Here is a 26607-nt window from a genome sequence, read left to right on the forward strand (position 1 = left end):
TTGTAATCCGCATTCCGCATATCATAATTCAATAAAGCATCATTCGTTGTTTACTATTTAGTATTCCGAATTTAACACTCAACATTTCGGCTAGGCTTGTTTCATTAATTACTTAGGGACCCAGGAGCCGTTATTCGTGGATTCAGTGCTGTTATGGCAACTTTTCGGACCCCACTGACGCTATTCTTCGAAAATGTGCTGCATTACGGGTGTTATTGGGGCAATAGCGCCTTTAGGGTCCGTAAGAATTCAATAATGGGCTGTTTACGCTAAATAGAGTCATCTGAGTCCATTGGCAACTCCTTGCCTTACAGTCGACTCACGGCCACCCTACGACCAGCCCTTTTATCTTATTTGTTACTTGGCACTGTAAACCTTTTTGACCTTCAGGCTTATTTTTTACTCCGCACTTCAAAAATCGCAAACTTCAGATAGTGTCCTTCGTTAACGCCAAGTATTTGTGGATGGTCTTTGCCTGCGGCCCGCCATTCTACAAGTCTCAACACCTTGCCAGCATCTTTAGCTGCATCGGCAATCGTTTCGAGGAACAGATCTGGCTGCATATGGTAAGAACAGCTTGCGGTAACCAAATAGCCGCCTTCGTTCACCAGCTTCATCCCGTGCAGATTGATATCCTTGTAACCACGGCAAGCGCCAGCTACTGCACTTTTGGTTTTGGCAAACGCCGGAGGGTCCAAGATGACTACATCCCAAGTTCTTCCTCCACCTGCCGTCATCGGCTTGGATGTGTCGGTTTTGGCTGTTTTGCCTCCGGATTTAGGATTTGTAGCAGCTGCTGCGGTATCTGTTCCACTGGCAACTGTCGCCCGTTCAGAACGTTCCTCTAGTCCTTTAACCTGATTCCGTAGATATGCAAAAGCATCATCCACTACGAATTCAACACGATCGCTAAAGCCGTTCAGCTCCACATTCACTTTGGCACTCTCAATGGCGTGTGCTGAAACGTCAAGGCAGGTTACTTTTTTCGCGCCATACTTGCAGGCATGCAGCGTGAAGCTGCCCGTATGCGAGAAGCATTCCAGCACTGTCGCACCGTCCCAATAAGGGAACGTTACATGTTTGCCGCTCTTATTAACTGGTAAGGTCTGTAGTGAACCATCCTCAGTTTCAATTTCCTGTAGCGTAATGCCGCTTCGTCCTCCCCAGCCTTTCATGAGCGGAGCAATGGAAGCTCTATTCTCACGTTGGTCAAAGAAGTAACCTGTCTTCTGGCCCTCTTCAATATCAACGACCAGCTTCAGGCCATTCTCGCTCACGGTTACATGCCTTGGACATTCCCCGTACAGCACACCCGTTGTCTGCTCCATACCTTCAAGCTCGCGCACACTAACATCACTGCGCTCATAGATTCCGCGCGGTGCCATAACCTGCACCAATGCTTCGACGATTTCTGCACGCCGCTTGTCCATTCCGAGGGTAAGCAGCTGCACAACCAAAATATCTCCGAATCGATCTACAATAAGCCCCGGCAAAAAGTCCGCTTCACCATAAACCAAGCGATAAGCATCCGCACCCGGAAGGAAACGATTTCTGTGTTGCAGACAATTCGCAAACCGTTCTGCAAAAAAGGCTGTATCCATGATCGCAAGGGGTCCCTGCGATACAATTCTTACCCGAATTTGTGACGCTGGATTGTAATATCCTACGGCCAAAAATCGGCCCTGATGATTAAGGACATCTACTAATCCCCCCGCTTCCGGATTTCCTTCTACCGATGCGACTTCACCTGCATAGACCCACGGATGGCCCTGTTCCAGTCTTTTTTTGCGATTGCGTTCTAAAATAACCGATGGCAATGACTTCAACTCCCTGTTTTTCTAAAAATGTTTTTATACATGTCCCATGCAATACATTCATATATTGGTGTACAACCCTCGTCCAAAGGAGTATGCCCTATGTTCAGTGATTTGCTGTTCCCTATCATATATGGTCTTGTTATCTTTCTAGCCGGCATGAAGCTGATGGAAACGGCGTTGTCCAAGCTAGCAGGCCCTCTATTAACTACAAGCCTAAATAGAGCTACCTCAACCCCTATTAAAGGAATGATTGCCAGCAGCCTGTTGTCCGCCTTACTCCAGAGCAGTACTGCTGTAACGGTGTTGACTATCGGCATGGTCAATGCCGGCCTGCTTACCTATGCCCGCACACTTGGCATTATCCTGGGCAGCAACATCGGCACCACATTAACTACAGAATTGATCGGACTTCAGATCAATACCATGGCCACGCCCTTGCTGGCAGCCTCGCTCAGTCTGTGGGCAGCGGCAGTTATTGCAGGCGAACTGCCGCCTACATCACGAGTGGCAGAGCTCTGCCACAAAATATCCCCGCCGCTGCAATTTATCAGTCTGGCTGTATCAGGCTTCGCCCTCGTCCTATGGGGCATCGCTGTCATGCAGTCTATCGGCGGAATACTTCAGGAAAGTGGCTTATTCCTCTGGTTCCTAAACCATGCCGCTACTAGTGCCTTATGGGGGCTCGCCGCTGGAGCGTGCCTAACAGCCATGCTCCATAGCAGCGCTGCTGTCATAGCTATGGCTATGAGCATTGCCGCCTCGGGTGCCATGCCGCCTGAGCTAGGTATAGCCATTGTGCTGGGCGCCAACGTAGGCACCTGTGTTACAGCGGTCATCGCTTCCATCGGCGGCACGCCATCCGGCGTCTTCGTCGCTTGGTCCCATGTTGCGCTTAATGTAGGTGGTGCACTATTATTCTTGCCCATGATCGGGCTGCTACAAGCAAGTGCTGCATGGATTGGTGGAGGCCCTGCTTCACAAATCGCCCACGCCCAGACCATTTTCAACGTAGTCTGCTCACTTCTAGCACTGCCATTATGCTACCTGCCTATATGGTCAAAACTGGAGAAACGTCTTCAGTCTTAACAAAAAGGTGCCGTTTATTATAATCCCAGCTTTCCACAACTGTACTATTATACTTCAATCGAAAATATTATAAAACCGCGAACCGTCGTAAAAAGTGATCACCGTCGAGAAAATTCCAATCAGCGCAAACAAAGCCAATGCAAAATAATCGTCTCTCGTGAACGGGCGACGGCTATACCAAGTTCGTTTGGTCTCAGTGCCAAAGCCGCGCAGCTCCATAGCGGTACTGATATTTTCAATCCGTTCGATACTAGTCAGAATTAGGGGCATCAGAATCGAAATGATATTTTTTAGCCGCTTAGGCAGCTTTTCTTTTCTAGAAATATCTATTCCCCTTGCTTGAGCAGAAAACGATATATTCTCATAATCTCGTTGAATATCCGGAATGTACCGCAGTGCCAGCGATACAGAATATGCAATTTTATAGTTCACTCCAACTCTATTTAAGGATGCTGCAAATTCACTGGGATTGGTCGTTAGAAGAAATAATAATGCCATAGGAATGACCACCGCATATTTCAGGGCAATATTGAATTGATAAAATAGCTGCTCCCAAGTTACCGTATACCGGCCTGCAATATGCATTATATCATGACGTGTCCCGTAAACACGTACGCCCTCCAAAGGAGAAAAGATAAAGATAGCTATATGATTAAGCAAAAAGAAAATCAAGATGAAATATAATACGAAAGCATAATCCTGAAATTGAACTTTGGAAATTCTAAAGGCAAGCAAACTAAATAACAGCATCACAATTAGACATCTTGTATCATATGTAATCATCCCCGTCACAGACCACACTACAAATAAAATCAACTTCGTAGCGCCGGTAAGACGGTGAATAGGTGAATCCTGCTTCGTAAAAGTTAACATTTTGGCCTTCATCCGCCTCGGCTCCTCCTATCATACGCAATGAACCTTCTAACGAACTCCTCCGGTTGTTTCAATCCAGCTTTTATAGCTAGGGCAAAAAGCGAGGTTTCTTTCAAGTTCGCTTTTTTCACCACATCAGTATTCGTTAATATTCGCTCAGGGCTATCATCCGCAAGCTTCACGCCATCAGCTAACACTATAGCTCTATCGGCATATTCCAGCATCAAGTGCATATCATGCGTAATCATAATGACCGTCATCCCCTGCCCCCGCAGCGTCAAGAGAAACTCCATCATTTCGTTATAATGCCTGTAATCCTGAGCAGCAGTCGGTTCATCCAAAATGATCACTTCCGGCTCCAGTACCAGAATGGCGGCAATCGTGACCCGTTTCTTCTGGCCGTAACTGAGCGCCGAGATCGGCCAGCTGCGAAAAACATAAAGTCCGCACACCTTCAAGACTTGATGGACGCGTTCACGAACGAGCTCCTCAGGGCAACCTCGGAGTCTTAGTCCTAGGGCAACCTCATCATATAAAAGTGTCTTAGAAATCATATGATTGGGATTTTGCATAACAAAACCAATCCGCTCTGCCCGCTCCTTAATCGTGTCCTGAGCAATATCACGCCCATGCATCCGTATTGATCCGGAAGTAGGTTTATAGAAGCCACAAATCAGCTTAGAAACTGTAGATTTCCCAGCCCCATTTCGCCCCGCTATACAGACCATCTCTCCTTTATGAATACAGAGATTGAGCTTATCCAGCACCTGCTGATTTTTTTCGTATCCAAAAGAAATATCTTGCAGTTCAAGGATGGGTGGGCTCTCCAGCTTATCCTGGCGTGATTGATTGCACTCATACCAGATCTTAAGTTTATTAGAACACGCCTCCAACTGAATATTGTTCACATGCTGCGGATTCATATTTGCTGTAATCGAACATCCGGCATACTTCAAAGCCGTTAAATAGAGAGGTTCCCGAATGCCAACTTCTGAAAGCAACGTTGTGCTCAACAGCTCTGCAGCCGGCATATCCGCCGCAATACGTCCTTCATGGATCACAATAATACGATCCACCGCCCGATGCAGCACCTCTTCAAGACGATGCTCGATCATAATAACGGTTTTACCTGTCTCTTTATGCACTCGATCAATAAGCTCAATCGCTTTTGTACCGGTATAAGGATCTAAGCTTGCCAGCGGTTCATCAAAGAGCAGGATGTCCACATCACCTACCAGTACACCTGCCAAGGACGTTTTTTGCTTTTGTCCACCCGATAACTCCTGAGGAGAAGAGGCCAGAAAGTCGTGGATATCCACCGCTCTTGCGGCAGCCGCCACTTTGCTCTTCATTTCTGTCTGCTGAACCACATGGTTCTCTAGACTGAAGGCGATATCCTCACCAACCGTTAATCCTACAAATTGTCCATCCGGGTCCTGCAATACGGTACCTACCTGATTGGACAGCTCTGCGATACTCAGATCCTTCTGCTCCTGGCCTATAACCCGTAATGAACCTGATATTTCCCCTCTGTAAGCAAAAGGGATGAGACCATTAATGCAATGAGCCAGTGTACTTTTCCCAGAACCTGAGGGTCCCACGATAAGCACCTTCTCCCCTTCAACAATCGTTAAGTTAATCCCCTGTAGTGTGGGTTCCTGCTGCGCCCGATATTGAAAGCTGAAATCCTTAAATTCAATCATTACTTTTTTCATCTGAGACCTTCCTCTGGGTTAATGTGAAGAGAAAAAAGCCGGTGATTTCCACCGGCTTTTTAGCTTGGATATGTATTCCACTCAAGCTTCTCTAGTCAAGCTGCCCTGTTTCGTTCTTGTCTTAGCATACGCAATGGCTAGTAAAGATCCGATCACTGCCACCGAAGCTATATTTAATGCACCTGCGGTCAGTCCTTGCGTAAATACTTTATTAGCGGGTTCTGCATAGATCAGAATATCCAACACTGGGGCTACAAGGAACCAAGCTACAGCATTTGCTGCAATCTGAGCCAGATTAAAGCGTATTATTTCCTTCCGTCCGAATTCCCCGTCATGAATAGCGATTCTAGCTACTAACAAGCCAATAACCAGCCCTACAATTCCTGATGATATGACCCAACTGAACCAAGGCGACCCATAAGATATCGTATCCTTCAGGGTATGCCCGATCAGGCCTATAAATAATCCGGCAAACGGGCCGTACAATAGGGAGAACAATGCCAGTAATGCGTATGTAGTCTCGATATTAGTGTTTGGAATACCCGAAGGAATCGAGCCGAATCTCCCCAATATAACGAATAAAGCAGAACCAATACCAATCGCTACTATCGTCTTGATCGACAACACCTTTTGTTTTGCCATGTTTTCATCTCCCCCAACGCATCTATTATGTTTTATGTGATTATACATCGGAATAGTCGGAATTACTATAGAATCCAAATAAAAAAATCTGCAAAGCAACATAATGTTGGCTTTGCAGATTCATAGTTGATAATTCAGATCTTATTCTCTATTACTTCACTGTCACTGATACTGTAACTGTTTTGCCGCCTAGCTTTCCTTTAATGGATGTCGTTCCTTTACTCACAGCTACAATCTGACCACTTGCAGATACTTTCGCTACAGAAGGCTTGGAGCTGGTCCATACCGCACTTCCAGTAACAACAGCAGTCTTACCAGTATCATACTGTGCAGTCACGACTACATTCTGAACGGCTCCCGGAGCCATTTTCAGTCTGCTTTCATTAACGGTCAGCTTTGTTAATTTAGGAACTACAGTAATTTTGACACTAGCAGCAATCCCTTGGTAAGATCCTGTCAACGTAGCAGTACCTTCTGTTACTGCTTTAACGGTTGTAGCTTTAACTGTAGCAACCGCCTCGTTTGAGGACTCCCAATTCATACTGCTGGAGACATTCCCTGTCTTACCATTAGAATAATAAGCCGTTACCTTTATCGCTTTAGAGCCTTTAATGTTCATTTCGATAGCAGTAGGTTCTACAACTAGCTTAGTAACCTTTTGTTCAATGGTAACTGGGATACTGATGGTTTTATTAGCGTAAGTTCCCTTTAAAGTAGCAGAACCCTTCACCAGTCCTTTGATTACCTTACCGGAAGTTGTTGTCTTGATAATCGCATTCGTACCGGTAAGCTCCCATTCCATAGTTGCAGTAGCATCAAGTTCACTGCCGTTTTCCATCACAGCTTTTACTTCAGGAACAGCCTTCTCTTCACCAGTAACAATCACCAGGTTTTCTTCTGGTCCAAGCAAGACAAGGACTTTATCTTTCACTGTAACCTTTACTTCAACACTTTTTTCTCTTACAGCAGTTTTTGAAGTCGTTGGGTTTTCTGATTTTATTTTACCGATAACCTTCACAATACCTGCCGATTCAGCTACAATCTTGCCGTCTTTAATGGTGGCAATCTCATCATCCGCAGAGGTCCACTCAATATCACTGCTAAGATCTAGCTTTGTTCCGTCAAGCTTTGTACCATTTACTTTTGGAAGGCTTACGGTGTCATCTGTGTAAAGCTCCAATTCCGTCTTGTCGGCTGCCAGTTCTGTGATCGTAGGATACACTGTCAGCTTAAAGCTTTTATTAATTCCTCTGTACTCTGCTTTAATAACCGAAGTTCCCACTGCTTTAGCAGTCACTGCCGCAGTATCGCTACCAGGCGTAACGGTTGCCGCCAATTGGTTATCCGAAGTCCATACTGCGCTGCTTGAAATGTTCGGAGTAGAATTCGCAGCATCGCGAACCTCAGCTTTAACGTTCAGGGTTTCGCCCATAAACAGGAATTGATCTCCTGTAGGAGTAAGTAGTAGCGCTTCATAAGGAGCACGTACATATACGTCTACTGTTTGTGTAATCCCTAGATAGGATACTGTAATTACAGCTTTACCAGCAGACAACACTTTGATCTCGCCTTTGTCTACTGTAGCTACACTAGCACTAGAAGAGGACCATTCTGCTTTCTCTGAAATATCATTTGCGCTGGATTTTGTAGTTTCTTTAGTCTCTGCAACCAACTTCAAAGGTGCATCTCCGACTAGCATCTCTAGTTCTTTAACGATTTTGTCGTCATGTTTAAGCTCAATTTCAGAATAAGGCAATTTCACTACAGCCTTAAAGGTTGCTGTTAAGGTCTTGTATTTGGCAGTGATCGTTGCTGTACCTTCACCAGCCAAAGTGATCTTACCTTCTGCAATGGTCAACACGCTTGTGTTGGAGCTGCTCCAAGTAGTATCAGCCGTTACATCCTTAGCAGAAGTCGCTGTTTCTCCACCAATCGCATTGGCTTTGACCAGCAGTTTATCCTCATCATCACCCAATTTGTAGTTCCCTTCAGAACTATATTCGAGCTTCAGTTCTTTAACAGGATGGGCTACCTCAACTTCAATGGTAGCAAGTGCATGATTATAAGTCGCTGTAATAATAGCTTTTCCACTGTCAATCGGAGTCAATAGGCCATTTACTACCTTTACAGCGTTTGTGTTAGAAGAATTCCATACAACTGCACCTGTCACATCTCTTTTAGATGAGGACCCTTCCACATTCGCATATACCTTAAGTTGCTTTGGTGTTTGTCCAACCGTAAGCTCTACTTTAGCGGAGCTTTCGAATTCAATCGAGTTGATATCGCCGGTCGCTGCAAAGACACTTACCGGAAAAACCGCAGTAGCTAACAATATCATGATGAGGAGCATTTTCGTCATTTTCCTGTACACAGTCATTTGTTCTCTCCCTTAGGCTATAATGTCGTTCGGTGGTTTATCCCCACACTCTTTTACTTATATCGACAATTGTACCCTAAGTGTTTACCCCCTGGCTCTATAAAGCGAAATTCGGGACTTTCAGACTAGATAATACGGTAAAGGTTGATCAAAATATTAGGAAGTAATATGCTAACTACTAAATTCTTTCTTGAAACAAGGGGGCTACGATGAGTGCAGAGAACGTCCAACTAGAAGCAATCCCGTCTCCTAAACAGGAAGATAGCTTCCTTAAAGGGGTAAAAGATTGTATTCCCACACTACTAGGGTACTTAAGCAATCGGACTCGCAGCAGGTGTTGTTCAAAAGACAGCCGGGCTCAGCATTGCTGAGATTGCCTTAATCAGCTTGATTCTTTACGCGGGCTCAGCTCAGTTTATAGCTGCTGGAATGATAGCTGTCAGCAGCTCGCCTGCGGCCATTATTATTACGATATTTATCGTGAATCTTCGCCATATTTTGCTTAGTGCAGCTCTTTCACCTTATTTCCGCCATCTTTCCCCACTGAGAAATATGCTGGTTGGTTCTTTATTGACTGATGAGACCTTTGGAGTTGCCATCAATCAAGCTTTGAATAAGCAGCAAATCAGTGAAAAATGGATGCACGGTCTAAATCTCACCGCTTATTTAAATTGGTTTCTTGCGAATGTAGCGGGAGCTTTTTTAGCCCAGTGGATCTCAGACCCTGATCAATTCGGTTTACAGTTCGCCTTACCTGCGATGTTTATTGGCATTCTTGTAATTTCCATGATTGACCGTAATAAAATCAAACTAGATTTGGTTGTCGCAATCCTTGCCGTGATCATAGCAGTAGGAAGCTCCTTCCTATTCTCCAGCAGTGTTGGAGTGATTATCGCTACAGTCATTGCGTCAATGATAGGGATGGTGTTTGAAAAATGGAAGTGAGATGGGATGTCTTTCTGATCATTCTAGGAGCAGCTTTTGTGACCTTTATTCCCAGGGTGGCTCCGCTCATGATCCTTAGCCGGTTTGAATTGCCAGAATGGGGAATGCGCTGGTTAAACTATGTTCCTATCTCTGTTATGGCAGCATTAATAGGTCAGGAGATTTTTTTGAATGATGGGAAATTTTCGTCTTTAGCTAATAACATTGAGCTTTTTGCGGCATTGCCTACTTTTTTGATTGCGATAAAAACCCGGAGCTTGCTAGGCACTGTACTGGCGGGGATTGTTTCAATCATGATCCTACGGATGTTTTTTTGATCCACTTCTACGCGTATGAAGTCACTATCGGACACAGTTGACCTTATTCGCAGCATTATCCCACTTTTGGAACACTAACGGACACCATAGTCGCTATTGTCATGAAAAACACCTATTATGAACCACTTTCTAAGGAATAGCTGCACTGGAGTCCGAAACTAAGCATAAAAGGCAAAAAAAATGCAAATAACGCCAGCTGGGTCCGAAAGCATCATGAGATTGTTATGAATTGGTGGTCTAGACAGCAACAACTTAAAAACAGAGCAGCCCTTCCCCGCTAACGGGAAAATGGCTGCTCTGTTGTCTTTTACTAATATCTATTGCTTAACGGATATCAATTGCTTAACGGACAGCCTGCTGAAGCCCAGTCTGACTAACCCCGACCAACTCACCGCGGCATTCGTTCACGCCAGCTTCCGTTATCCTCACCTGACAAAGTTCTCCTTGGAGTGAATCTTCACCATCGAAGAACACCTGCAAATAGTTGTCGCTAAATCCATGCTGGATATTGCGCCCCGGCGCCCCTTTAGCAGCTCTTTCCGGAATAACACTTAATGTCTGGCCTACAAATTTGCGAGCATAAGCTATTTGCATTTCTTCCGAAAGATCAATCAGTTCCTGCACGCGTACATTTTTGATTTCTTCGTCGATCTGATTCTCCATCCGCGCTGCCGGAGTGCCCGTCCGCTTGGAGTAAGGGAATACGTGCATCTCGGAGTAATTAATAGCTTTCATGAAGTCGTAGCCGGCACGGAACATTTCATCGGTCTCCCCCGGGAATCCAACGATAACATCCGTAGTAATCCCGACATCCGGCATCGCCTGACGGATCAGCTGCATTTTGGCGTAATATTCTTCTGTCGTATATTTACGGCGCATCGCTTTCAGCACATCATTATGTCCGGCTTGCAGCGGGATATGCAGATGACGGCACATTTTAGAGGAACGGTTCAGCACCTCCAGCAGCTTCTCATCGATCTGGCTAGCTTCGATAGAACTGATACGTACCCGCTCCAGTCCATCCACCTTATCTAGATCCCACAGCAAATCGGCTAGACGGTAATTATCAAGATCATCACCGTAACCGCCGGTATGAATACCCGTGAGCACAAATTCCTTATACCCTGCTTCTACTAATTGATGTGCCTGGGTTACGATACTTTTGGGATCACGGCTGCGGGAAAGTCCACGCGACCATGGAATGATGCAGAATGTGCAGAAGTTGTTGCAGCCATCCTGAATCTTCATAAAAGCACGCGTCCGATCCGCAAAGCCAGGTACATCCATCTCTTCGAATTCACGTGTCTTCATAATATTACGAACAGCGTTGACCGGCTGACGTGAGGCTTCAATGTTCTTTACATGCGTCATGATCTGATCGCGGTCCTGGTTACCAATAACAAGATCGACACCAGGAATATCAAGAATCTCACCAGGAGAGGTCTGCGCATAGCAGCCAGTAACCGCCACGATAGCTTCCGGATTGCGGCGAACGGCACGACGAATCATTTGACGGCTTTTTTTGTCACCTGTATTAGTTACAGTACAAGTATTAATCAGATATACATCGGCGGGTCCCTCGAAATCGACCTGCTCGTAACCTTCATTTTTGAATAGCTGCCAGATGGCTTCGGTGTCATAAAAATTCACTTTACAACCTAAAGTATAAAATGCTACGGATGGCATCTCTTAAGCTCCTCCCATTTCTCCCGATTCATATAAAATACAAGCAGCGGCAACCATACCCGCTGTCTCACAGCGCAGAATACGCCGTCCTAGTCCTACGGAAACTGCACCAGCTTCTTCTGCCTTTTGGCATTCTTCTGGTGTAAAACCCCCTTCAGGACCTACCACAATCAGTACCTTCCCACCAGCCTGCGGTGAAAGCGAGGATAACCAAGGGGCAACACTGCTGCGAAGCTGCAAGCCTTCTTCTTTTTCATAACAGAAATAAACAGCATCATACTCACTAAAAGTCTGTAGCAGCTGCTTCCAGGATAACGGTGAGCCTACAGCCGGAACGATGTTCCGGTGTGCCTGCTCGGCAGCTTCTTTACAAATTTTACGCCAGCGGTCCAGCCGCTTACTTTCCTTGCGTTCATCGTATTGTACAATCGTGCGCTCCGACAGAAAAGGAATAAAACCAACGGCTCCAATTTCTGTACACTTTTGAATGACAGTTTCCATCTTATCGGCCTTGGGTAAGCTCTGAGCCACTGTGATTTTTATCCGCGGTTCATGCGTCATCTCCAGGGTTTCCAGGATATTCACTGTCACTTCCCCTATTTCGATCTGAGCAATCTCAACTAACGCTTCACGGGAGACGCCATCGCTGACAATAAGCTTGTCCCCAACCTTACCGCGCATGACTTTGGCAATATGCCTTGCATCTTCCCCGTCAATTCTAACGTTATCTGCACCAAACTGCTCCGGTGTAACAAAATATCGCTGCATCTCTTCATCATCCTGTTCATGAATTCAGTAAGAAGAAACGGTAAAGACGCCTTAATAAAGACGTCACCCGTTTCTTAGAGAAATATAACTATGGATCAGGCGAAATTTAACTATCCTATTTTTCAACAAATTACATAATACAATGTTTAAGCAGGGTTGACCAGACTTCAGTCCCTACCTTAGCTGCCAAACATTCTTAGGAATAGCTGCACAAATGTTCTCGACATTTCACTAGCCCAGTGGCCAAGAGGATCGATGGTATAGGTTCGTAACCCTGGAATAAACAGAATTAATAAAAAGATAAATACAGCCCATTGCTCAAATTGCTGTAATCTGCCCCGAATGGAGCGAGGAGCAATATCCTCCACAATCCGGTAGCCATCCAGCGGAGGCAATGGAATCAGATTGAACAAGAATAAAAAGAAGTTCCATTGAATAAAGGTGCCAAAAAACAGATACACTGCCTCTAAAACGCGATCATTGGAGATCGACTCTAATACACCGGTTGCCGCAAGCACCCCATATATTAAAGCACCAATAATCCCTAGTAACAGGTTACTGATTGGGCCCGCAGCAGACACAATGACTCCCATCAGACGGGGGCGGCTAAAGTTATCACGGTTTACAGGAACTGGACGTGCCCACCCGAAACCAGCAACCAGCAGCAGTAAAATACCAAAAAAATCGAAGTGTACAGCAGGGTTAAGCGTCATACGTCCTAATAATCTAGCGGTAGGGTCACCGAACTTATTTGCGAAATAAGCATGACTGAATTCATGTACTGTAAAAGCAATTAAAATCGTAATGAGCAGAAAAGGAAGCTGATCCAGATCTACACGTATTATACTTTGCAATATATCCATTTTTACCTCTTTCCGGCTGTAAATGCCACCCAATCTTCTTCACGGGATACTTCCATAATCTCAAAGCCGGACTCTTGTAGTGCGTTAGCCACAAGCCCTTCTTTATCCTTGTAAATACCAGAGGTAATATACAAGCCTCCTGGCTGAAGTGCACGATACACATCATCCGTAAACAATACGATGATTTCTGCCAAAATATTCGCAACTACAATCTTCACCGGGAGTGTAACGCCGAGGCTATCCTCTGTTACTTGCTCCGCAGGTGTTCCCTCAAGAGTGTGACCCGGTCTAGCGGATGGCCACATTTCTCCAGCAGCCGTGTCAGCTACACCTTCACCGCCTAGCAAGGAGAGCAGGTCGCTTTCTTTTACCGTAATGAACTTTTCAAGTTTATTCAGTGCTACATTCTCGCGCGCACTTTCAACAGCTACAGGGTCCAAATCTAACGCCAGCACGGATTTCGCACCGAGCAGCATTGCACCTACAGCCAATATTCCTGAACCCGTACCAACATCGATTACTTCTTCGCCGCCGCTAATATTCTTCTCGAGCGCACGCAGGCACAAAGCTGTTGTAGGGTGAGTCCCTGTACCAAATGCCATACCAGGGTCCAGCTCAATGATTGCTTCATCTGGGCTCTCAGGTGTATATTCCTCCCAAGTTGGTTTAATCGTGAGACGCTCCGATACCCTGAGCGGTTTAAAATATTGCTTCCAAGCATGCGCCCATTCGTCTTCATCTACGGTTTTCCAAGAAATCAGCGATTTGCCCGGATCAATGCCGTACTCACGCAATTCTGCTACCCGTGGAGTCAGTTCTTCTATAACAGCATCCATATCCGTGGAATCGGCATAATAACCTTTGATTACCGCTTCCCCTTCTGGGATATCATTCAAGGGTTGGTCGTATAATTCACCGTAACGCGTATTCCGTTCTTTACTGAGTGTTCCGGATTCTTCAATAGAAACCCCACCCGCTCCTGCTTCATATAAAAAATTCGAAATCATTTCTTGTGCATCTTCTGTTGTATGTATCGTCACTTCATGCCATAACATCTTTATGTGATCCTCCTAAAGTTTTGTGAGCGTTAGCTTCATTGATTAACTTCGTGCAAAACTGGCTTCGTAAGCATAGACTTAGTTTTGTGAGCATTCGCTTCATAGTATAACATTTCTTCTTGGGGTAACGCCAAACTACAGATCAACGCTCTGCCATGCCCGGGCTGCTCCTGCAAAAGCAATCGAGCGAATGATCATCTACCATCCCCGATGCCTGCATAAAAGCATAACATATGGTAGAGCCGACAAACTTCATGCCTCGCTTTTTTAATGCTTTACTCATTGCGTCAGACTGAGCCGTCGAAGCAGGAACATCCGCACGTGTCTTCCAATGGTTAAGCGTAGGCGCGCCCCCCACAAAGCTCCAGAGATAATCTGAAAAGCTGCCTGTTTCCGCACTAATTTGCAAATATACTTTTGCATTACGAATGATAGAATCAATCTTTAAGCGATTTCTAATAATCCCGGGATCGATCATCAGCTCAGCAATTTTCGGCTCATTATAATGCACAATTTTTTCCGGATCAAATCCATCAAATACCTCTATGTAATGTGCCCGCTTTTTTAAGACGGTGTACCAGCTTAACCCTGCCTGCATGCCTTCGAGCATAAGTAATTCAAACAGCTTCCGGTCATCATACAGAGGTTTTCCCCACTCTTCATCATGGTATGCGATATATAAAGGATCCTCATTAACCCAAACACAGCGAGTGATTTCCATCCTTTTCTCTCCTTTACGCTAATCCTCGCTGAGTCCACTCAGCATCTACTCACTGTAAACGAAAAAAAGGGAAGAACACAAGGTTCCTCCCTAAAAAAGATTTTCTATGGCCGCAGCTGCACTCTTGTTTCTTTATCCGGATCGTCAGTCGTATAGAAGAATATATAAATAGAAGCTTCTGTACCTTTGAAACCCTTGTAAACATCAATGGCCTTATTGTTTCCATCCCCAGTGAAATTAACGGTCAGAGGTTTACCTAAAATACGCTCTTTCCCCAGTCCGATATGGGTCTGGTTAATTCCACCGAAGCGAGCATCTTCACTTTCAGTCTCTACATAAAGATCGGCACCCTGCATATAGTACGTCCATTTTACCGGATATCCGCTAAGCTGCTGGATAAGCGTCTGTTTCTTATCAGATATATTCGTCAACAGAAGTGGTGTTTTTTCGTCCTTGTTAATTTTATAGCTGCCGTGCTGAGTCACCTTGTATTTAGCAACAAAGGTAATTGGCGTCTCTTCTGTGATTTCAAGGTCAACTGGCCGCTCAAAACGAAGCACTGTTAATTCCGGCTCACCTTCTGGAGATCTCCAGAAATTGCCCTCCAGCGTCTTGCCTGCTACTTCAAGAGTAGACTTTTGATACGGGAAATTATTGCCTTTCTCTTTACTTCTAATAGCGATTCGAATTTGAGTAGGCGTCACTACCATTTTCTCCAGCGTGTAATTAGGTTCGCCCTCTTCTAGCGGCAGATTCAATGAGGTATTTATGGTTCCGCTCTCCATCTGCTTTTTGCTTAGTTGAAGATCAAAAGCTAGGGGCCCCTCAACCTTTTTCTCTTGTTTCATGTACTGCAGCTTGTAATTCACTTCTCCGCTGGAAATATCAGCCGCCTTAAAATATTGCTGGGACGTATATTCCCCGTTTTCTCCCGGTGTACCGAAAGCACCTCCAGCCAGCGAATTTATGAGCGTTCCGTTTTTGTAAGCGACTATATTTGGAAAGGCCCATTCTTTTGTTTCTGGCTGATCAAAAATGATCGCTGAAGAGAATAATATTTTTTCTTGTCCTTGGGTAAAAGGTTTCACCTCTATGCTGCGCATTCCTTCCTGTCCAATAGGAAAATTTTGTGTCTCCTGCGATTGGATATCCAGCGGTAAATCTAACTCCTGTGTGCTAAAGGCTTGCAGATTATCTGCAACTAGTTGCACATTCACAGTATCCTTTTTCGGTGTCCAATCACTCTCGAAATATCCGTTGTAATGTTGATTTTTCTCATCCCATAACACATAACTGAACTCACTAGGACCATTCGCCCCATCTGCGCCCTTCAAAGTCATTCCATTAACATTCCAATTTTCATTTTCCAAGCGTTTTCCTACATCCAAAGTGAATAAGATAACCGTCCGATTCTCATCCACAATCGCTGTATGTAGCTTCAGAGTTACTCCATCCTGCGTCACTGACTGGTTCAGTTGTTGTCCGAGATTTTGGGCCAGCGCTGCTTGAACGCCTCCTCTCCCATGGAGCAAATTATCCCAATCATAATGCACTGCTGCATATACGGGTGCCGCTGCAATAAGTACTGAAAATGAAGCCACCACAGCTATTTTATTCCAGTTTCTCCCTCTGTTCCCGCTACCATTCGCCATACGAAGTTGTAGGGGAGTCATTGTACTGTTTTCTTGCTCTAAACGTCCCCACATGCGTTCAAAATCTGGATAAGGCACGCCTTTATCTTCATTTAAACGATGCTCCAGCATATTTTCTAACTTTTTCAAAAGCTTCGCCCTCCTTTAGTTCAAGTTGAACCCCAGCCTCCTGCAGGATTCTCCTCATTACCGTTAGCCCTTTATGCAGCCTAGATTTGGTCGTTCCAAGTGGAATGGACAGCAGATCCGAAATTTCAGCCAGACTGAAATCATGCATATACCTAAGTGTGAGCACCATCCTAAGTTTGATAGGGACCTTGCTCATATATTGCGCCCACTCGACCTCCGTCTCACGCTGCTCAATCTGCTGCTCCACAGCTGTTTCTGCCGTTTTATTAAAGAAATGAAGGTTGTCCGTAATCTTCTGTTGTAAAGTCCGTTTTCGTTTCAAATGATTGAGGCAATGGTTGACCGTTATTTTCATAATCCAAGCCTTGATATGCTCCACGTGCTCACGATTACTGCGAAATACGGTAATAAAGACATCCTGAGTCAAATCCTCTGCATCCGCCGCGTCATGCACCATATAGTAGCAAGTCCGGTATACATCTTTATTGTAGGTTTCAAATAACTCCCGGTTACTCTCCAAATTTTACGCCCTCCTTTCTTGACTGAGATATCTATATGACAACCAATCCTTGGAAAAGGTTCGTTTTTCTGAGCATAAACTATCGCTACTCTTAAAGACATAGAGAAAATCAAACAGGCTTAATAATCTGAATGAAGCAAATGGAGGAAGGACAATGACTCTTTTAACTACTGGTCCGATAGAAAACAATGTTAACTCAGAAAATAACACAAGACTTACACAACAGGTCACTGTCAAAACTGCTAATGGTAGCGGTCAGATTGCTTCCACAGTTCTGATCGAAGGCTACTACATGAATGAAGAAAGAATTCAATATGTAGGCGATCTGCTAGATGTGATGCCAAATCAGGTAATAACTAAAAATTATTTTGCGGATTTTGATACCTTCGAATTTTTTTTCACAACTGCTAGTTTGCCAGACCATCCAATCCAAATCTCATTTTGGGGTAAAGACAGTGCAGAGAAATTAGTAGCCCGCATCGATTAGCTACAGCAGAATTACTTGGATATGATGGGGCAACTGGGGCAACTGGAGCGACTGGGGTGACGGGGGGGCTAAAGGTGGGACTGGCTCTGATGGGGCGATTGGGGACACCGGAGTTACTAAGGTTAGTGTTACTGTAGACGGAGTCATCACAAATCATAGATATATGATTCCTACCTTGATTGTTAACAAAATCGGATAATACCAACAATAAAAGGGTCCATCTCTTTTAAGTAGGAGACCGACCCTTTTTTGCTGATATTCAATCTATCAACATACATATTAACAATTAAAGGATATCCATAACCTCGCGCGCTTGTGTGTCGAGATTTTGTGCAGAAGAAGCAATCTTCGAAAAATCCTCCAACGCTACCAGAACCTGCTGCTGACTATCTTCTATATTTTCTTGCACTTGATTTGTTCCTATAGAGATCTTTCCAATTTCCAGCGTGATCGCATCCACACTATCCCGTACCTTTATGATCGAATCTTGTACCATGGAAGATAATTTCCTTACTTCTTTTGCCACTACGTCAAAACCTCGCCCATACTCCCCCGCATGAGCTGCTTCAATAGCTGCATTTAGGGCTAATAATTGCGTTTGCGAAGCAATATCGCGAATCGTTTGCACGATGCTATGAATCGATACAGCTTGCTTTTCAAGATTAGCTAGAGTATGTGTATTTTCTATCGATACTTCGGCGATTTTGTTGATGCTTCGTAATAATTCTTGACTGCGCTCAATACCTAAATCTGCTCTTTGATTCAAGCTGTCTGCCATCTCTTGCATCCGTTGCACAACATTACTCATGTTACTTTGTCTTTGGGTAATATTAGTTGCTATTTTAGATACTCCGATGACTTGTTCATTGCTTTCATCAAACACTGGCATGTAGGTAGCTTCAAGCCAAACCGCATTTCCTTTCGAATCCATTCGTTCGATCTTATCCTGAAAACTCTTCCCTGTAAAAAGATCCTGCCAAAACCGTTCGTAACCTGGGCTATCTGCGAAATGTGGAAAACAGAACTCTTTATGATGCATTCCGTACATTTCATCTTTTTTATATCCCATGGAATTTGCAAAAACTTCATTCACATAAGCTACCCGGCGATCAAGGTCAAACCGGATAATAGCTAAATTTCTTTCTAAAGATCTAACAACAAGCTCATCAGTAACTCCTTGAGAGTGTACCAGCCCCATTCTAATTCCCCCTGAAAAAATTCAATAGTTGATTGGTCGTAGCTAGTATATTCGAACAATTATACATCCTTAATCTGTAGTGTGATATTAGCTATTTTACTTAAAATATTTATAACATCTGCAGACGTTAATATACTCGAAATGATGATAATTAGGGAAAACATCCCTAATGATGTGCAAGATTAGAAGGTTGATCTATCATTTAGGGAAATACTCCCCAAAAACTCATGAAATCAGGCCTTTTTCTATCTTTTCAGGGGATTTTCAGGGAGGTTTTCCCTAAAATCTCTTTTTTTCGAGCATTTAGAGAAAAATAGAGGGAGGTTTTCCCTAATTTCATTTTCCAACAGAAAAGCATCTACAGCTACGTCGACTATGAGACCCTCAAATTCTTCTTAGCGGTAGCTTTACTTATAAACTAAAAACTTGCCTAACTTAGTTCATTTTTACTGATCTAATAACAAAAACCCCAGCTGCAATATCAGCTAGGGTTCAAACTCTCAATTTCATTTTCAAATTCCTATCATTCTCAATCCCATTTAGCAAAGTATGGAAGTTCCTCCGTTTTCAAATGCACTCCAGCCAGACTGCGGCGCAGCAAGCCACGCCTACCCTCACCTTCATGCAACAGTTGTCTGCGACCTGTACGAATATTTTCCTTTTCCCATTGTACACACATTCAAAATTATCTTACTTATTGGATTTATAATCTTTTATTTTAATCCCCAAAACCATATCCTTCTGATATGCGTCAGCTTGCTTCAAACCAATAATCCTTGGGTCTGAAGGGTAGTGACGTTCAAGATATAACAAAAATGCGTGATGAAACCTAATTTCGGCATCCAATTTATTCAGTTCATTCGGATGATTCTCTAGTTCGGTTAATTCTGCTTCCCATCGATACAAATCGCTCGCCTCAGAGCGCTCCATACGAACCTTCTTTGTCAGCTCCCGCAACTCACGATAGGCGCGTTTTACTTTTGGAGAGTACAACTGCTTCTGGTTCAAATAGGTTAATAATGCGATCAATAAGGCTAACCCTGTCCACAAAATAACGTTATCCATCTTTTCCCCCCACACTTAAGCTCTTCACCCTAATTATACATGCCCAAACGCAAAAATACCCCACAAAGTGAGGTATCCGCCTTAGCTTTTTTAGCTGCTATTCTTTCTTCATAATCTCATTCAGCTGACGTTTGTCCGCTTCTTGTGCGCGATCCTGAGCTTCAATATCATCAAGATCGGCTTCCGCCGCCGAGAATTCTACATCCTCCGCTTTAGCTTCGTATAACATTTTCAATTTCTCCGTCTTGGAGAAGATTTGTGAGTTCTCTCTATCCATTGTTCGTCTCCTTTCTTCTTACTTAATGAAGTGCCTGATCAGACCATCCCGCCTGCTTCTTCAATTAAGCGCAGAGCCTGATCGTAGGACTCCGTATGCACAATAACCGTAAGCAAAATATCTCTCCCCGTTGGACCACCGTTACCACCATGACTCATCCCGCTAGAGCTGGTGTCCGCAGCTGCAAGTATGCCTGTGTGTGCATGCTCAGCAGTCATGGAGTCCATTCTGGCCACATTGCCTGTCACCGGATTTACCCCTGAGCTAAAGCTGGTACCTCCATATCTACTGAAGCGATCAATGGAAACTTCAATGGCCCGAAGTGCACGAAGCTTGCGCGCGACGCCTTCGGCTTCCTCTGGACTTTTAAAATATGCCAAAATATATCTTTCCGACATCTTATCCCCGCTCTCGCTTGAAATTCAGATATCTGTTGCATTCATTTATATTGTCTTAATTTCATTTGTTTTATGCTCTGATTTTCTTATATTCCACTTATCTACTGGGAATTCGACATTTTCCTCAACGCTTCGCTGCAATATGGTACTAAAGTTGTATATTCGATTTGAAGTTATAGCTGTAGAATAAATTTAATTTTCATAATTTTTTACATTTTATTTTGAGGAGGAGAACCACAGACACATTGCAATACAAAAAATTCATTTGGGAGGATGAACTTATTTGAAACGTACCTTTAAACACTCTATTCAAAGATTCGGTATTGGAGCGGCAAGCTTCGGACTGGCTGTGTCTGTTCTTTTTCCATCAGCTGCATTTGCGAACTCATCCCTTGAATCTTCAACCCTGGTTACGGATATACAGTCTCAAAGTGTAACCCCTCATAACTATGCTGGAATACTCAAAGGTTCAGCACCAGTTTCAGTAATTGTGGAATTGACTAATAAACCAGTCAGTGTGTATGTAAATGAGACAAAAACTTATTCTTTACGATCCTCAGTCTCCTCACAACGCAGTAAAATTATCTCAGAGCATAAAAGCTTTATTTCCTCAACACAGAAAATCGATGCCGATATCGGTTTTGAATACAGTGAGATTTTTAACGGGTATTCCATTACGCTGCCAGCCAATCAAGTAAACAAGCTGTTAGAGCTTCCAGGCGTTGCGGCTATCTATCCAAATGAAGAAGTACATGCACTAGCAGACAGTGTTGAAGTAGCGACATTACCTGTTACACGTTCCTATTCAGACAGCGGCAAGCTAATAGGCGCGGACAAACTACATGATTTAGGTTACACAGGCAAAGATATACAGGTAGCTGTTGTCGATACTGGTATTGATAAGAATCACCCTTTGTTAAAAGATAATTATAAGGGTGGCTATGATGTATATGATCAGGATGATGATCCGGCTGAAACAGCCCCTGATGCTAACTTCCCTCCAAGAGCAGGTACTCCTTACGAAACCTCGCATGGTACACACGTTGCCGGGACAATTTTAGATGTGGCACCTGAGGTAGAATTGTATGCGTATCGCGTACTTGGTCCCTATGGATCTGGTTCCACAGCGGATGTAATTGCGGGTATTGAGAAAGCAGTCGATGACGGAGCAGATGTTATTAACCTATCTCTAGGCTCTAGTGTCAACCAAAGCTATTCCGCGAGTTCAATCGCGATAGACAATACCGTAAAATCGGGCGTGAACGTTATTATTGCCGCCGGTAACGCTGGACCGGATGCAGGAACACTGGGCGAGCCCGCTGGTGCCCAACTCGCGCTTAGTGTTGGAGCTTCTACCACTCCGATAAATACCCCTTTCTTTGATATTGGTGATGTTAAAAAGATTCCCGGGACATTAGCCAGTTACTCCCCAGATTTAATCGATAATATTGCTGGCAGTAAGATCGTTTTCGCTGGTCTTGGGAGTCCTTCCGATTACAAAAATCTGGATGTCAAAGATAAGGTAGTGCTTGTTGATCGGGGCTCGCTGAGCTTCTCAGACAAATCTCTTAATGCCAAAGCTGCGGGTGCGAAGCTTTTGCTGATTGCCAATAATGAGCCTGGTGAAATCAGCCCCACCCTTGGTGCGCCTGGGGATTACATTCCTACCTACGGAATCAGTCAAGCCGATGGCAAAAAAATAAAAACTCAGATGGCTGCTGCTAAAGATATAATCAGTTACTATATAGCGCTTGAAGTAAATCAGTTAGCAAACTTCAGTTCTATGGGTCCAGGGATGCCCGATTATCTAATAAAACCTGATGTTGTAGCGCCCGGAGTCAATATCAACTCAACGATCCCTAGCTGGGATGGGAACTATGACCATGCTTTCGGCTTAAAAAATGGTACTAGCATGGCAACCCCACATGTTGTAGGAGCTGTGGCTTTGTTACTGAGTAAAAACTCTGATCTGAAGCCAAATGAAATTAAAGCTCTGCTGATGAACAATGCTGATCCTATTTTTAACCGTGATGGGAATTCTTACTCCTTGTACCAACAAGGTGCAGGTTTAATTAATCTGGAGAAGTCGATAAACGCTAAATCCATTGCTAAAGTCGGTGAGATCCTTAACAGCGGTCTTCCGGGTACTGTTGAAATTCCTTATTACACAGGTTCCTTATCCTTCGGCTTACAGCCAAAGGGTGTTACTGTAACGAAAGCTGTCTATGTAGAGGACTTTAAAGGGAATGGAGAAACATACACCCTGTCCACCAAATGGCTGACAGAAGCTCCTACTGATATTAGTATTGATTTTGCACCAAACAGCGTTACCTCAGGGGCAGATCAATATGCACAATTTACACTCAATGTATCTAAAACAGCAAAAGAGGGCGCACATGAAGGCATCCTGTTACTTACCTCTGATACAGAAACCCTTCGTCTGCCATTTAACGTTGTTGTAGGTGACCAATTTAATGTAGCACCTATTAATCAGCTCTCTTTTGAAAGTCCACAAATTTCACCTAATGGTGATGGTCGCTCAGACGACACCACATTTACCTTTTCTGTCAATGAAGAGCTGGAAGGCATAAGTTTCGTTGCCTCTTCAAAAGATGCTCCTGCAACAGTTTTAGGTGAAGTTTATGCGATCGATGAGAAGATCTATCGTGGTGTATACGAAGTTCCAAATTGGGATGGAACATTAACAGACCTGGAGACCTCCGCCAAGTCTACTTTAGCAGATGGTCACTACTACATCATTCCTGTGCTTCCCAATGGGCAACTGCTCGAGAAACAAAAGGCCGAGTTCACAATTGATACCGAGAAGCCACTAGTTTCCGGCATCACCATTGAGGAGTATGAACGCGAAGCGCCAACCGATCCTGGCGTGGCACAAATTAGTGGTTTCATTGATGATGACCTAATGGCCTATTATATTTCTAATACAAACCCTATTGGAAACTGGTTTACCGTATATGCCGAAGGCAAACATTATGATGGGAATGCTTATAAATTTGGCGGTGTGATTGCAAATAACGGTGCCTTTACCATTGATGTTCCTGTTAACGAGGGGCTAAATGAGTACAAAGTCCATGTGGTCGATAAAGTAGGCAATGGTGCAGACGACGATGATTACGTACAGCGGCTGCTTTATAGCACAGGGGACGGTACTTTCACAGTAACTCCGGCTCTTTCTGCATCCACCATTGAAGTAGGACAATCTGTGACCGTTGATTTAGATTATTCCGTGACAGACGAGGTTTATGGCGTCTATGGGGCTTCATTCGGTGTCATATACGATGATTCCCTTGAAACACCGGTAATCCAGCCAAGCGTACAGCTGGTTACGTATCAAGAGGAGCATTTCTCTAGTGTTCCACTTACAGAATATTCACAAACGTATGATCTTGGAGACGGCCACAAACTGACACAATATAGTGTCAATCTGTCAGGAGGTGCTTATCACGGCTCTGGCTCACTAGCCCAAATAACCTTCGAACCAGCAACAGCAGGAGATTATTCCTTTGAGCTATATGATGTCCAGATTTGGAATGATGCCACAACATCAACTATCCCATCTGGTTTGAGAACAGTAAGTGTAACTGTAAACACACCTGAAAAACCTACACCAACGCCGACACCGACACCGACACCGACACCAACGCCAACGCCATCAGCAACGCCAGATCCAACAGAAACACCAACACCGACACCAACACCATCGCCTACATCGCCTCCATCTTCTGAGTCGTATGTACCTACAGCAACCAGCACTCCCACTCCTGGACCTTCTTCGAAATCCGGGAAGCTAGTAGAGACAGCCGATCCAGCTGGTGGTAAAGCTTCAGCGGTGTTTAATATCTTAGATACTGCATTAACAAATTCGATTCAGAATGCAAAAGATAAGACTTCTGTACTTGATCTTAGCGATGTGAATTTCAATAAGTATAGCCAAGTTGTTATTACGCTTACCCCGGCGCAAGCTGAACAGTTGAAGAAATCGGAGAATGCACTCAGCCTTAACGGTAATGGATTCAATGTTCTTATTCCAGCGGCAACCCTTCCGGATTTCATTAGCAGCAGTGGTTTGTTGCTTACGATAAGTCTGGCTGATGCTAGTGATGCAGCAGTGTTATCAGGAAGCTCAGCTGCGATCAATATTGGTTCTTCCATTCTTACCATCAAAAATGGTTGGACAACCGGAAAGCCGGTTACCCTTCAGCTTAATCTAAAAGACAGCAGTCTACGTGATGCTCGAAAAACTGCCGCCTATGCAGAAACAAAGGATCATAAATGGTCCTATCTGCAACCTGGATCTTTCTCTAAAGAAGGTATTCTACAGTTTACAGTTACTGGCGACGGCTCTTATAGCGTTGCATCCCATAATGTAAGCTTCAAGGATATCGACACACACTGGGCTAAAGGCGATATCGAAGTTCTTGCTGCTCATGGCATCATTGCCGGCAAAGGAACCGATGGCAGCTTCAAACCTGCTGACACCTTAAATCAAGCGGAACTGTTAACGCTCTTCGACCGTCTACTCGGAAAAGGTGACACATGGAATACTCGTATCAAACAAAGTGGTTCACGCGATGTGCTGACTCGCGAAGAAGCAGCCCTTATCATTGCTGAGGCCCTAGGCGCTGATCTTACAGTAGCTAAGACTCCTTTGAGCTTTAAGGATGCCGACAACATCGCTGCAGAAGCACGTAACGCCGTAGCCTATGCTGTAAGCAAAGGTTATCTCAAGGGCGTTGGTGCGGACAACTTCAATCCACAAGGCACTCTGACTCGTGCACAAGCAGCAACCATTCTGAGCCGTGTGTTTGAGGACCTACGTTCTTAAACAGTATCTAGTTGAACTCTCAAAGAAAGCCCCAGCAGCCAAATGGCTGCTGGGGCTTTCTCGTCTTAAGGTCACTTCTGCGGCGCATACGAGACAACTATCGGACACAGTTGCACTTAAACACTGAATTATGCGACATTTGCCATGCCAACGGACCCCATAGTCGCTATTGGCACGAAAGACACCAAATATGAGCGTGTTTCTGGGCAATAGCTGCACTGGAGTCCGAAACTTCGCCCAAAAGGAGAAAAATGTGCAAATTGCATCAGCTGAGTCCGACTTCGCTCAAAAGGCGATAAATGTGCAAATAGCATCAACTGGGTCCGTAAGCCTCCAGATTCTTCTGGGTCCTATCCACTCAGATGATTATTCTCAGCGCTATCGGACACCGTTGCACTTAAACGCTGATTTATGCGACTTTTGCCATGCCAACGGACCCCATAGTCGCTATTAGCACGTAAAACACCAAATATGAGCACTTTTCTAGGCAATAGCTGCACTGGAGTCCGAAACTTCGCTCAAAAGGAGAAAAATTTGCAAATAGCGTCTTCTGGGTCCGTAAGCCTCCAGATTCTTCTGGGTCCTATCCACGCAGAAGATTATGCTCGGCACTATCGGACACAGGTGCACTTAAACGCTGATTTATGCGACATTTGCCATGCCAACGGACCCCATAGTCGCTATTAGCACGAAAAACACCAATCATGAGCACTTTTCTGAGCAATAGCTGCACTGGAGTCCGAAACTTCGCTCAAAAGGCGATAAATTTGCAAATAGCGTCTTCTGGGTCCGTATGCCTCCAGCCTCTTCCGGGTCCTATCCACGCAGAAGATTATGCTCGGCACTATCGGGCACCGTTGCACTTAAACGCTGATTTATGCGACTTTTGCCATGCCAACGGACCCCATAGTCGTTATTAGCACGTAAAACACCAAATATGAGCACTTTTCTAGGCAATAGCTGCACTGGAGTCCGAAACTTCGCTCAAAAGGAGAAAAATTTGCAAATAGCGTCATCTGGGTCCGTAAGCCTCCAGATTCTTCTGGGTCCTATCCACGCAGAAGATTATGCTCGGCACTATCGGACACAGTTGCACTTAAACGCTGAATTATGCGACATTTGCCATACCAACTGACCTCATAGTCGCTATTAGCACGAAAAACACCA

At 44.4% G+C, this 26607-nt stretch carries 20 protein-coding genes and 1 pseudogene; 5 read left to right on the forward strand and 16 right to left on the reverse strand.

Annotation, left to right across the window (positions count from 1 at the left end; genetic code table 11):
- Positions 1–392: 392 nt before the first annotated feature.
- On the reverse strand, positions 393–1817 hold the full coding sequence (locus MKY14_RS14455) for a class I SAM-dependent rRNA methyltransferase (protein ID WP_076281218.1): 1425 nt from the start codon (positions 1815–1817) through the stop codon (positions 393–395).
- A gap of 99 nt (positions 1818–1916) precedes the next feature.
- On the opposite strand from MKY14_RS14455, the gene MKY14_RS14460 reads away from it, so the two are divergent.
- A complete protein-coding gene (locus tag MKY14_RS14460; protein WP_076218327.1) occupies positions 1917–2903 on the forward strand; it encodes a Na/Pi cotransporter family protein in 987 nt (328 codons plus the stop codon).
- A gap of 54 nt (positions 2904–2957) precedes the next feature.
- Here MKY14_RS14460 and MKY14_RS14465 read toward each other — a convergent pair whose 3' ends face one another.
- The 4 genes from MKY14_RS14465 to MKY14_RS14480 form a co-directional block, all read right to left on the reverse strand.
- A complete protein-coding gene (locus tag MKY14_RS14465; protein ID WP_076128979.1) occupies positions 2958–3788 on the reverse strand; it encodes an energy-coupling factor transporter transmembrane component T family protein in 831 nt (276 codons plus the stop codon).
- The gene (locus tag MKY14_RS14470) at positions 3785–5491 is read right to left on the reverse strand and encodes an ABC transporter ATP-binding protein (protein WP_076281217.1); all 1707 of its coding nucleotides are present in this window, start codon (positions 5489–5491) and stop codon (positions 3785–3787) included. Before MKY14_RS14470 ends, MKY14_RS14465 begins: the two co-directional genes overlap by 4 nt.
- Positions 5492–5572: 81 nt before the next feature.
- Positions 5573–6133: an ECF-type riboflavin transporter substrate-binding protein gene (locus tag MKY14_RS14475; RefSeq protein WP_076128974.1), complete on the reverse strand. Its 561-nt coding sequence runs from the start codon at positions 6131–6133 to the stop codon at positions 5573–5575.
- Positions 6134–6284: 151 nt separating this feature from the next.
- The gene (locus MKY14_RS14480; RefSeq protein ID WP_340976702.1) at positions 6285–8510 is read right to left on the reverse strand and encodes an Ig-like domain-containing protein; all 2226 of its coding nucleotides are present in this window, start codon (positions 8508–8510) and stop codon (positions 6285–6287) included.
- A 209-nt stretch (positions 8511–8719) separates the two neighbouring features.
- Here MKY14_RS14480 and MKY14_RS14485 point away from each other — a divergent pair.
- Both MKY14_RS14485 and MKY14_RS14490 read left to right on the forward strand, forming a co-directional pair.
- Positions 8720–9455 (forward strand): annotated as a pseudogene (locus MKY14_RS14485) (AzlC family ABC transporter permease).
- Positions 9446–9772: an AzlD domain-containing protein gene (locus tag MKY14_RS14490; RefSeq protein ID WP_076304270.1), complete on the forward strand. Its 327-nt coding sequence runs from the start codon at positions 9446–9448 to the stop codon at positions 9770–9772. The pseudogene MKY14_RS14485 and the gene MKY14_RS14490 overlap by 10 nt, the downstream one beginning before the upstream one ends.
- Positions 9773–10114: 342 nt before the next feature.
- On the opposite strand, the gene mtaB is transcribed toward MKY14_RS14490, so the two are convergent.
- From mtaB to MKY14_RS14525, 7 genes are all read right to left on the reverse strand, one after another.
- Positions 10115–11458, reverse strand: a complete 1344-nt coding sequence (mtaB, locus tag MKY14_RS14495) for a tRNA (N(6)-L-threonylcarbamoyladenosine(37)-C(2))-methylthiotransferase MtaB (RefSeq protein WP_076302452.1) — start codon at positions 11456–11458, stop codon at positions 10115–10117.
- Positions 11459–11461: 3 nt separating this feature from the next.
- On the reverse strand, positions 11462–12226 hold the full coding sequence (locus MKY14_RS14500; protein WP_076185272.1) for an RsmE family RNA methyltransferase: 765 nt from the start codon (positions 12224–12226) through the stop codon (positions 11462–11464).
- 179 nt (positions 12227–12405) lie between these two features.
- Entirely contained in the window at positions 12406–13089 is a 684-nt protein-coding gene (locus MKY14_RS14505) for a site-2 protease family protein (RefSeq protein WP_076128966.1), read from the reverse strand.
- Positions 13090–13091: 2 nt separating this feature from the next.
- Complete coding sequence (prmA, locus tag MKY14_RS14510; RefSeq protein WP_036683907.1) at positions 13092–14144, reverse strand: 50S ribosomal protein L11 methyltransferase; 1053 nt, start codon at positions 14142–14144, stop codon at positions 13092–13094.
- Between the two features lie 145 nt (positions 14145–14289).
- Positions 14290–14868 carry a DNA-3-methyladenine glycosylase I gene (locus MKY14_RS14515; RefSeq protein WP_340976705.1) on the reverse strand — a complete coding sequence of 193 codons (579 nt, stop codon included), beginning with the start codon at positions 14866–14868 and terminating at the stop codon, positions 14290–14292.
- A gap of 104 nt (positions 14869–14972) precedes the next feature.
- Entirely contained in the window at positions 14973–16649 is a 1677-nt protein-coding gene (locus MKY14_RS14520) for a DUF4179 domain-containing protein (RefSeq protein ID WP_340976707.1), read from the reverse strand.
- Positions 16609–17169 carry an RNA polymerase sigma factor gene (locus MKY14_RS14525; protein ID WP_076192119.1) on the reverse strand — a complete coding sequence of 187 codons (561 nt, stop codon included), beginning with the start codon at positions 17167–17169 and terminating at the stop codon, positions 16609–16611. The genes MKY14_RS14520 and MKY14_RS14525 overlap by 41 nt, the downstream gene beginning before the upstream one ends.
- A 154-nt stretch (positions 17170–17323) precedes the next feature.
- On the opposite strand from MKY14_RS14525, the gene MKY14_RS14530 reads away from it, so the two are divergent.
- Entirely contained in the window at positions 17324–17656 is a 333-nt protein-coding gene (locus MKY14_RS14530; protein ID WP_340976709.1) for a hypothetical protein, read from the forward strand.
- Positions 17657–17942: 286 nt separating this feature from the next.
- Here MKY14_RS14530 and MKY14_RS14535 read toward each other — a convergent pair whose 3' ends face one another.
- The 4 genes from MKY14_RS14535 to MKY14_RS14550 form a co-directional block, all read right to left on the reverse strand.
- Positions 17943–18854: a methyl-accepting chemotaxis protein gene (locus tag MKY14_RS14535; protein ID WP_312151002.1), complete on the reverse strand. Its 912-nt coding sequence runs from the start codon at positions 18852–18854 to the stop codon at positions 17943–17945.
- A 690-nt stretch (positions 18855–19544) separates the two neighbouring features.
- The gene (locus tag MKY14_RS14540) at positions 19545–19919 is read right to left on the reverse strand and encodes a hypothetical protein (RefSeq protein ID WP_076128956.1); all 375 of its coding nucleotides are present in this window, start codon (positions 19917–19919) and stop codon (positions 19545–19547) included.
- A 97-nt stretch (positions 19920–20016) separates the two neighbouring features.
- Complete coding sequence (locus MKY14_RS14545) at positions 20017–20196, reverse strand: YfhD family protein (protein ID WP_036683923.1); 180 nt, start codon at positions 20194–20196, stop codon at positions 20017–20019.
- Positions 20197–20234: 38 nt separating this feature from the next.
- The gene (locus MKY14_RS14550) at positions 20235–20594 is read right to left on the reverse strand and encodes a hypothetical protein (protein WP_036683926.1); all 360 of its coding nucleotides are present in this window, start codon (positions 20592–20594) and stop codon (positions 20235–20237) included.
- 283 nt (positions 20595–20877) lie between these two features.
- On the opposite strand from MKY14_RS14550, the gene MKY14_RS14555 reads away from it, so the two are divergent.
- Positions 20878–25440 (forward strand): S8 family serine peptidase, encoded by a 4563-nt coding sequence (locus MKY14_RS14555; RefSeq protein ID WP_340976713.1) that lies wholly within the window; start codon positions 20878–20880, stop codon positions 25438–25440.
- The last annotated feature ends 1167 nt before the right edge of the window (positions 25441–26607 follow it).

This window comes from Paenibacillus sp. FSL R5-0887, from assembly GCF_038002305.1.
GTDB classification, from domain to species: domain Bacteria; phylum Bacillota; class Bacilli; order Paenibacillales; family Paenibacillaceae; genus Paenibacillus_AQ; species Paenibacillus_AQ odorifer.

Coding starts and splice junctions, on each gene's coding strand:
- MKY14_RS14460 (WP_076218327.1), top strand. CDS start 1,917: ATGTTCAGTGATTTGCTGTTCCCTATCATATATGGTCTTGTTATCTTT.
- MKY14_RS14465 (WP_076128979.1), bottom strand. CDS start 3,788: ATGAAGGCCAAAATGTTAACTTTTACGAAGCAGGATTCACCTATTCAC.
- MKY14_RS14470 (WP_076281217.1), bottom strand. CDS start 5,491: ATGAAAAAAGTAATGATTGAATTTAAGGATTTCAGCTTTCAATATCGG.
- MKY14_RS14475 (WP_076128974.1), bottom strand. CDS start 6,133: ATGGCAAAACAAAAGGTGTTGTCGATCAAGACGATAGTAGCGATTGGT.
- MKY14_RS14480 (WP_340976702.1), bottom strand. CDS start 8,510: ATGACTGTGTACAGGAAAATGACGAAAATGCTCCTCATCATGATATTG.
- MKY14_RS14490 (WP_076304270.1), top strand. CDS start 9,446: ATGGAAGTGAGATGGGATGTCTTTCTGATCATTCTAGGAGCAGCTTTT.
- mtaB (WP_076302452.1), bottom strand. CDS start 11,458: ATGCCATCCGTAGCATTTTATACTTTAGGTTGTAAAGTGAATTTTTAT.
- MKY14_RS14500 (WP_076185272.1), bottom strand. CDS start 12,226: ATGCAGCGATATTTTGTTACACCGGAGCAGTTTGGTGCAGATAACGTT.
- MKY14_RS14505 (WP_076128966.1), bottom strand. CDS start 13,089: ATGGATATATTGCAAAGTATAATACGTGTAGATCTGGATCAGCTTCCT.
- prmA (WP_036683907.1), bottom strand. CDS start 14,144: ATGTTATGGCATGAAGTGACGATACATACAACAGAAGATGCACAAGAA.
- MKY14_RS14515 (WP_340976705.1), bottom strand. CDS start 14,868: ATGGAAATCACTCGCTGTGTTTGGGTTAATGAGGATCCTTTATATATC.
- MKY14_RS14530 (WP_340976709.1), top strand. CDS start 17,324: ATGACTCTTTTAACTACTGGTCCGATAGAAAACAATGTTAACTCAGAA.
- MKY14_RS14535 (WP_312151002.1), bottom strand. CDS start 18,854: ATGGGGCTGGTACACTCTCAAGGAGTTACTGATGAGCTTGTTGTTAGA.
- MKY14_RS14540 (WP_076128956.1), bottom strand. CDS start 19,919: ATGGATAACGTTATTTTGTGGACAGGGTTAGCCTTATTGATCGCATTA.
- MKY14_RS14545 (WP_036683923.1), bottom strand. CDS start 20,196: ATGGATAGAGAGAACTCACAAATCTTCTCCAAGACGGAGAAATTGAAA.
- MKY14_RS14550 (WP_036683926.1), bottom strand. CDS start 20,594: ATGTCGGAAAGATATATTTTGGCATATTTTAAAAGTCCAGAGGAAGCC.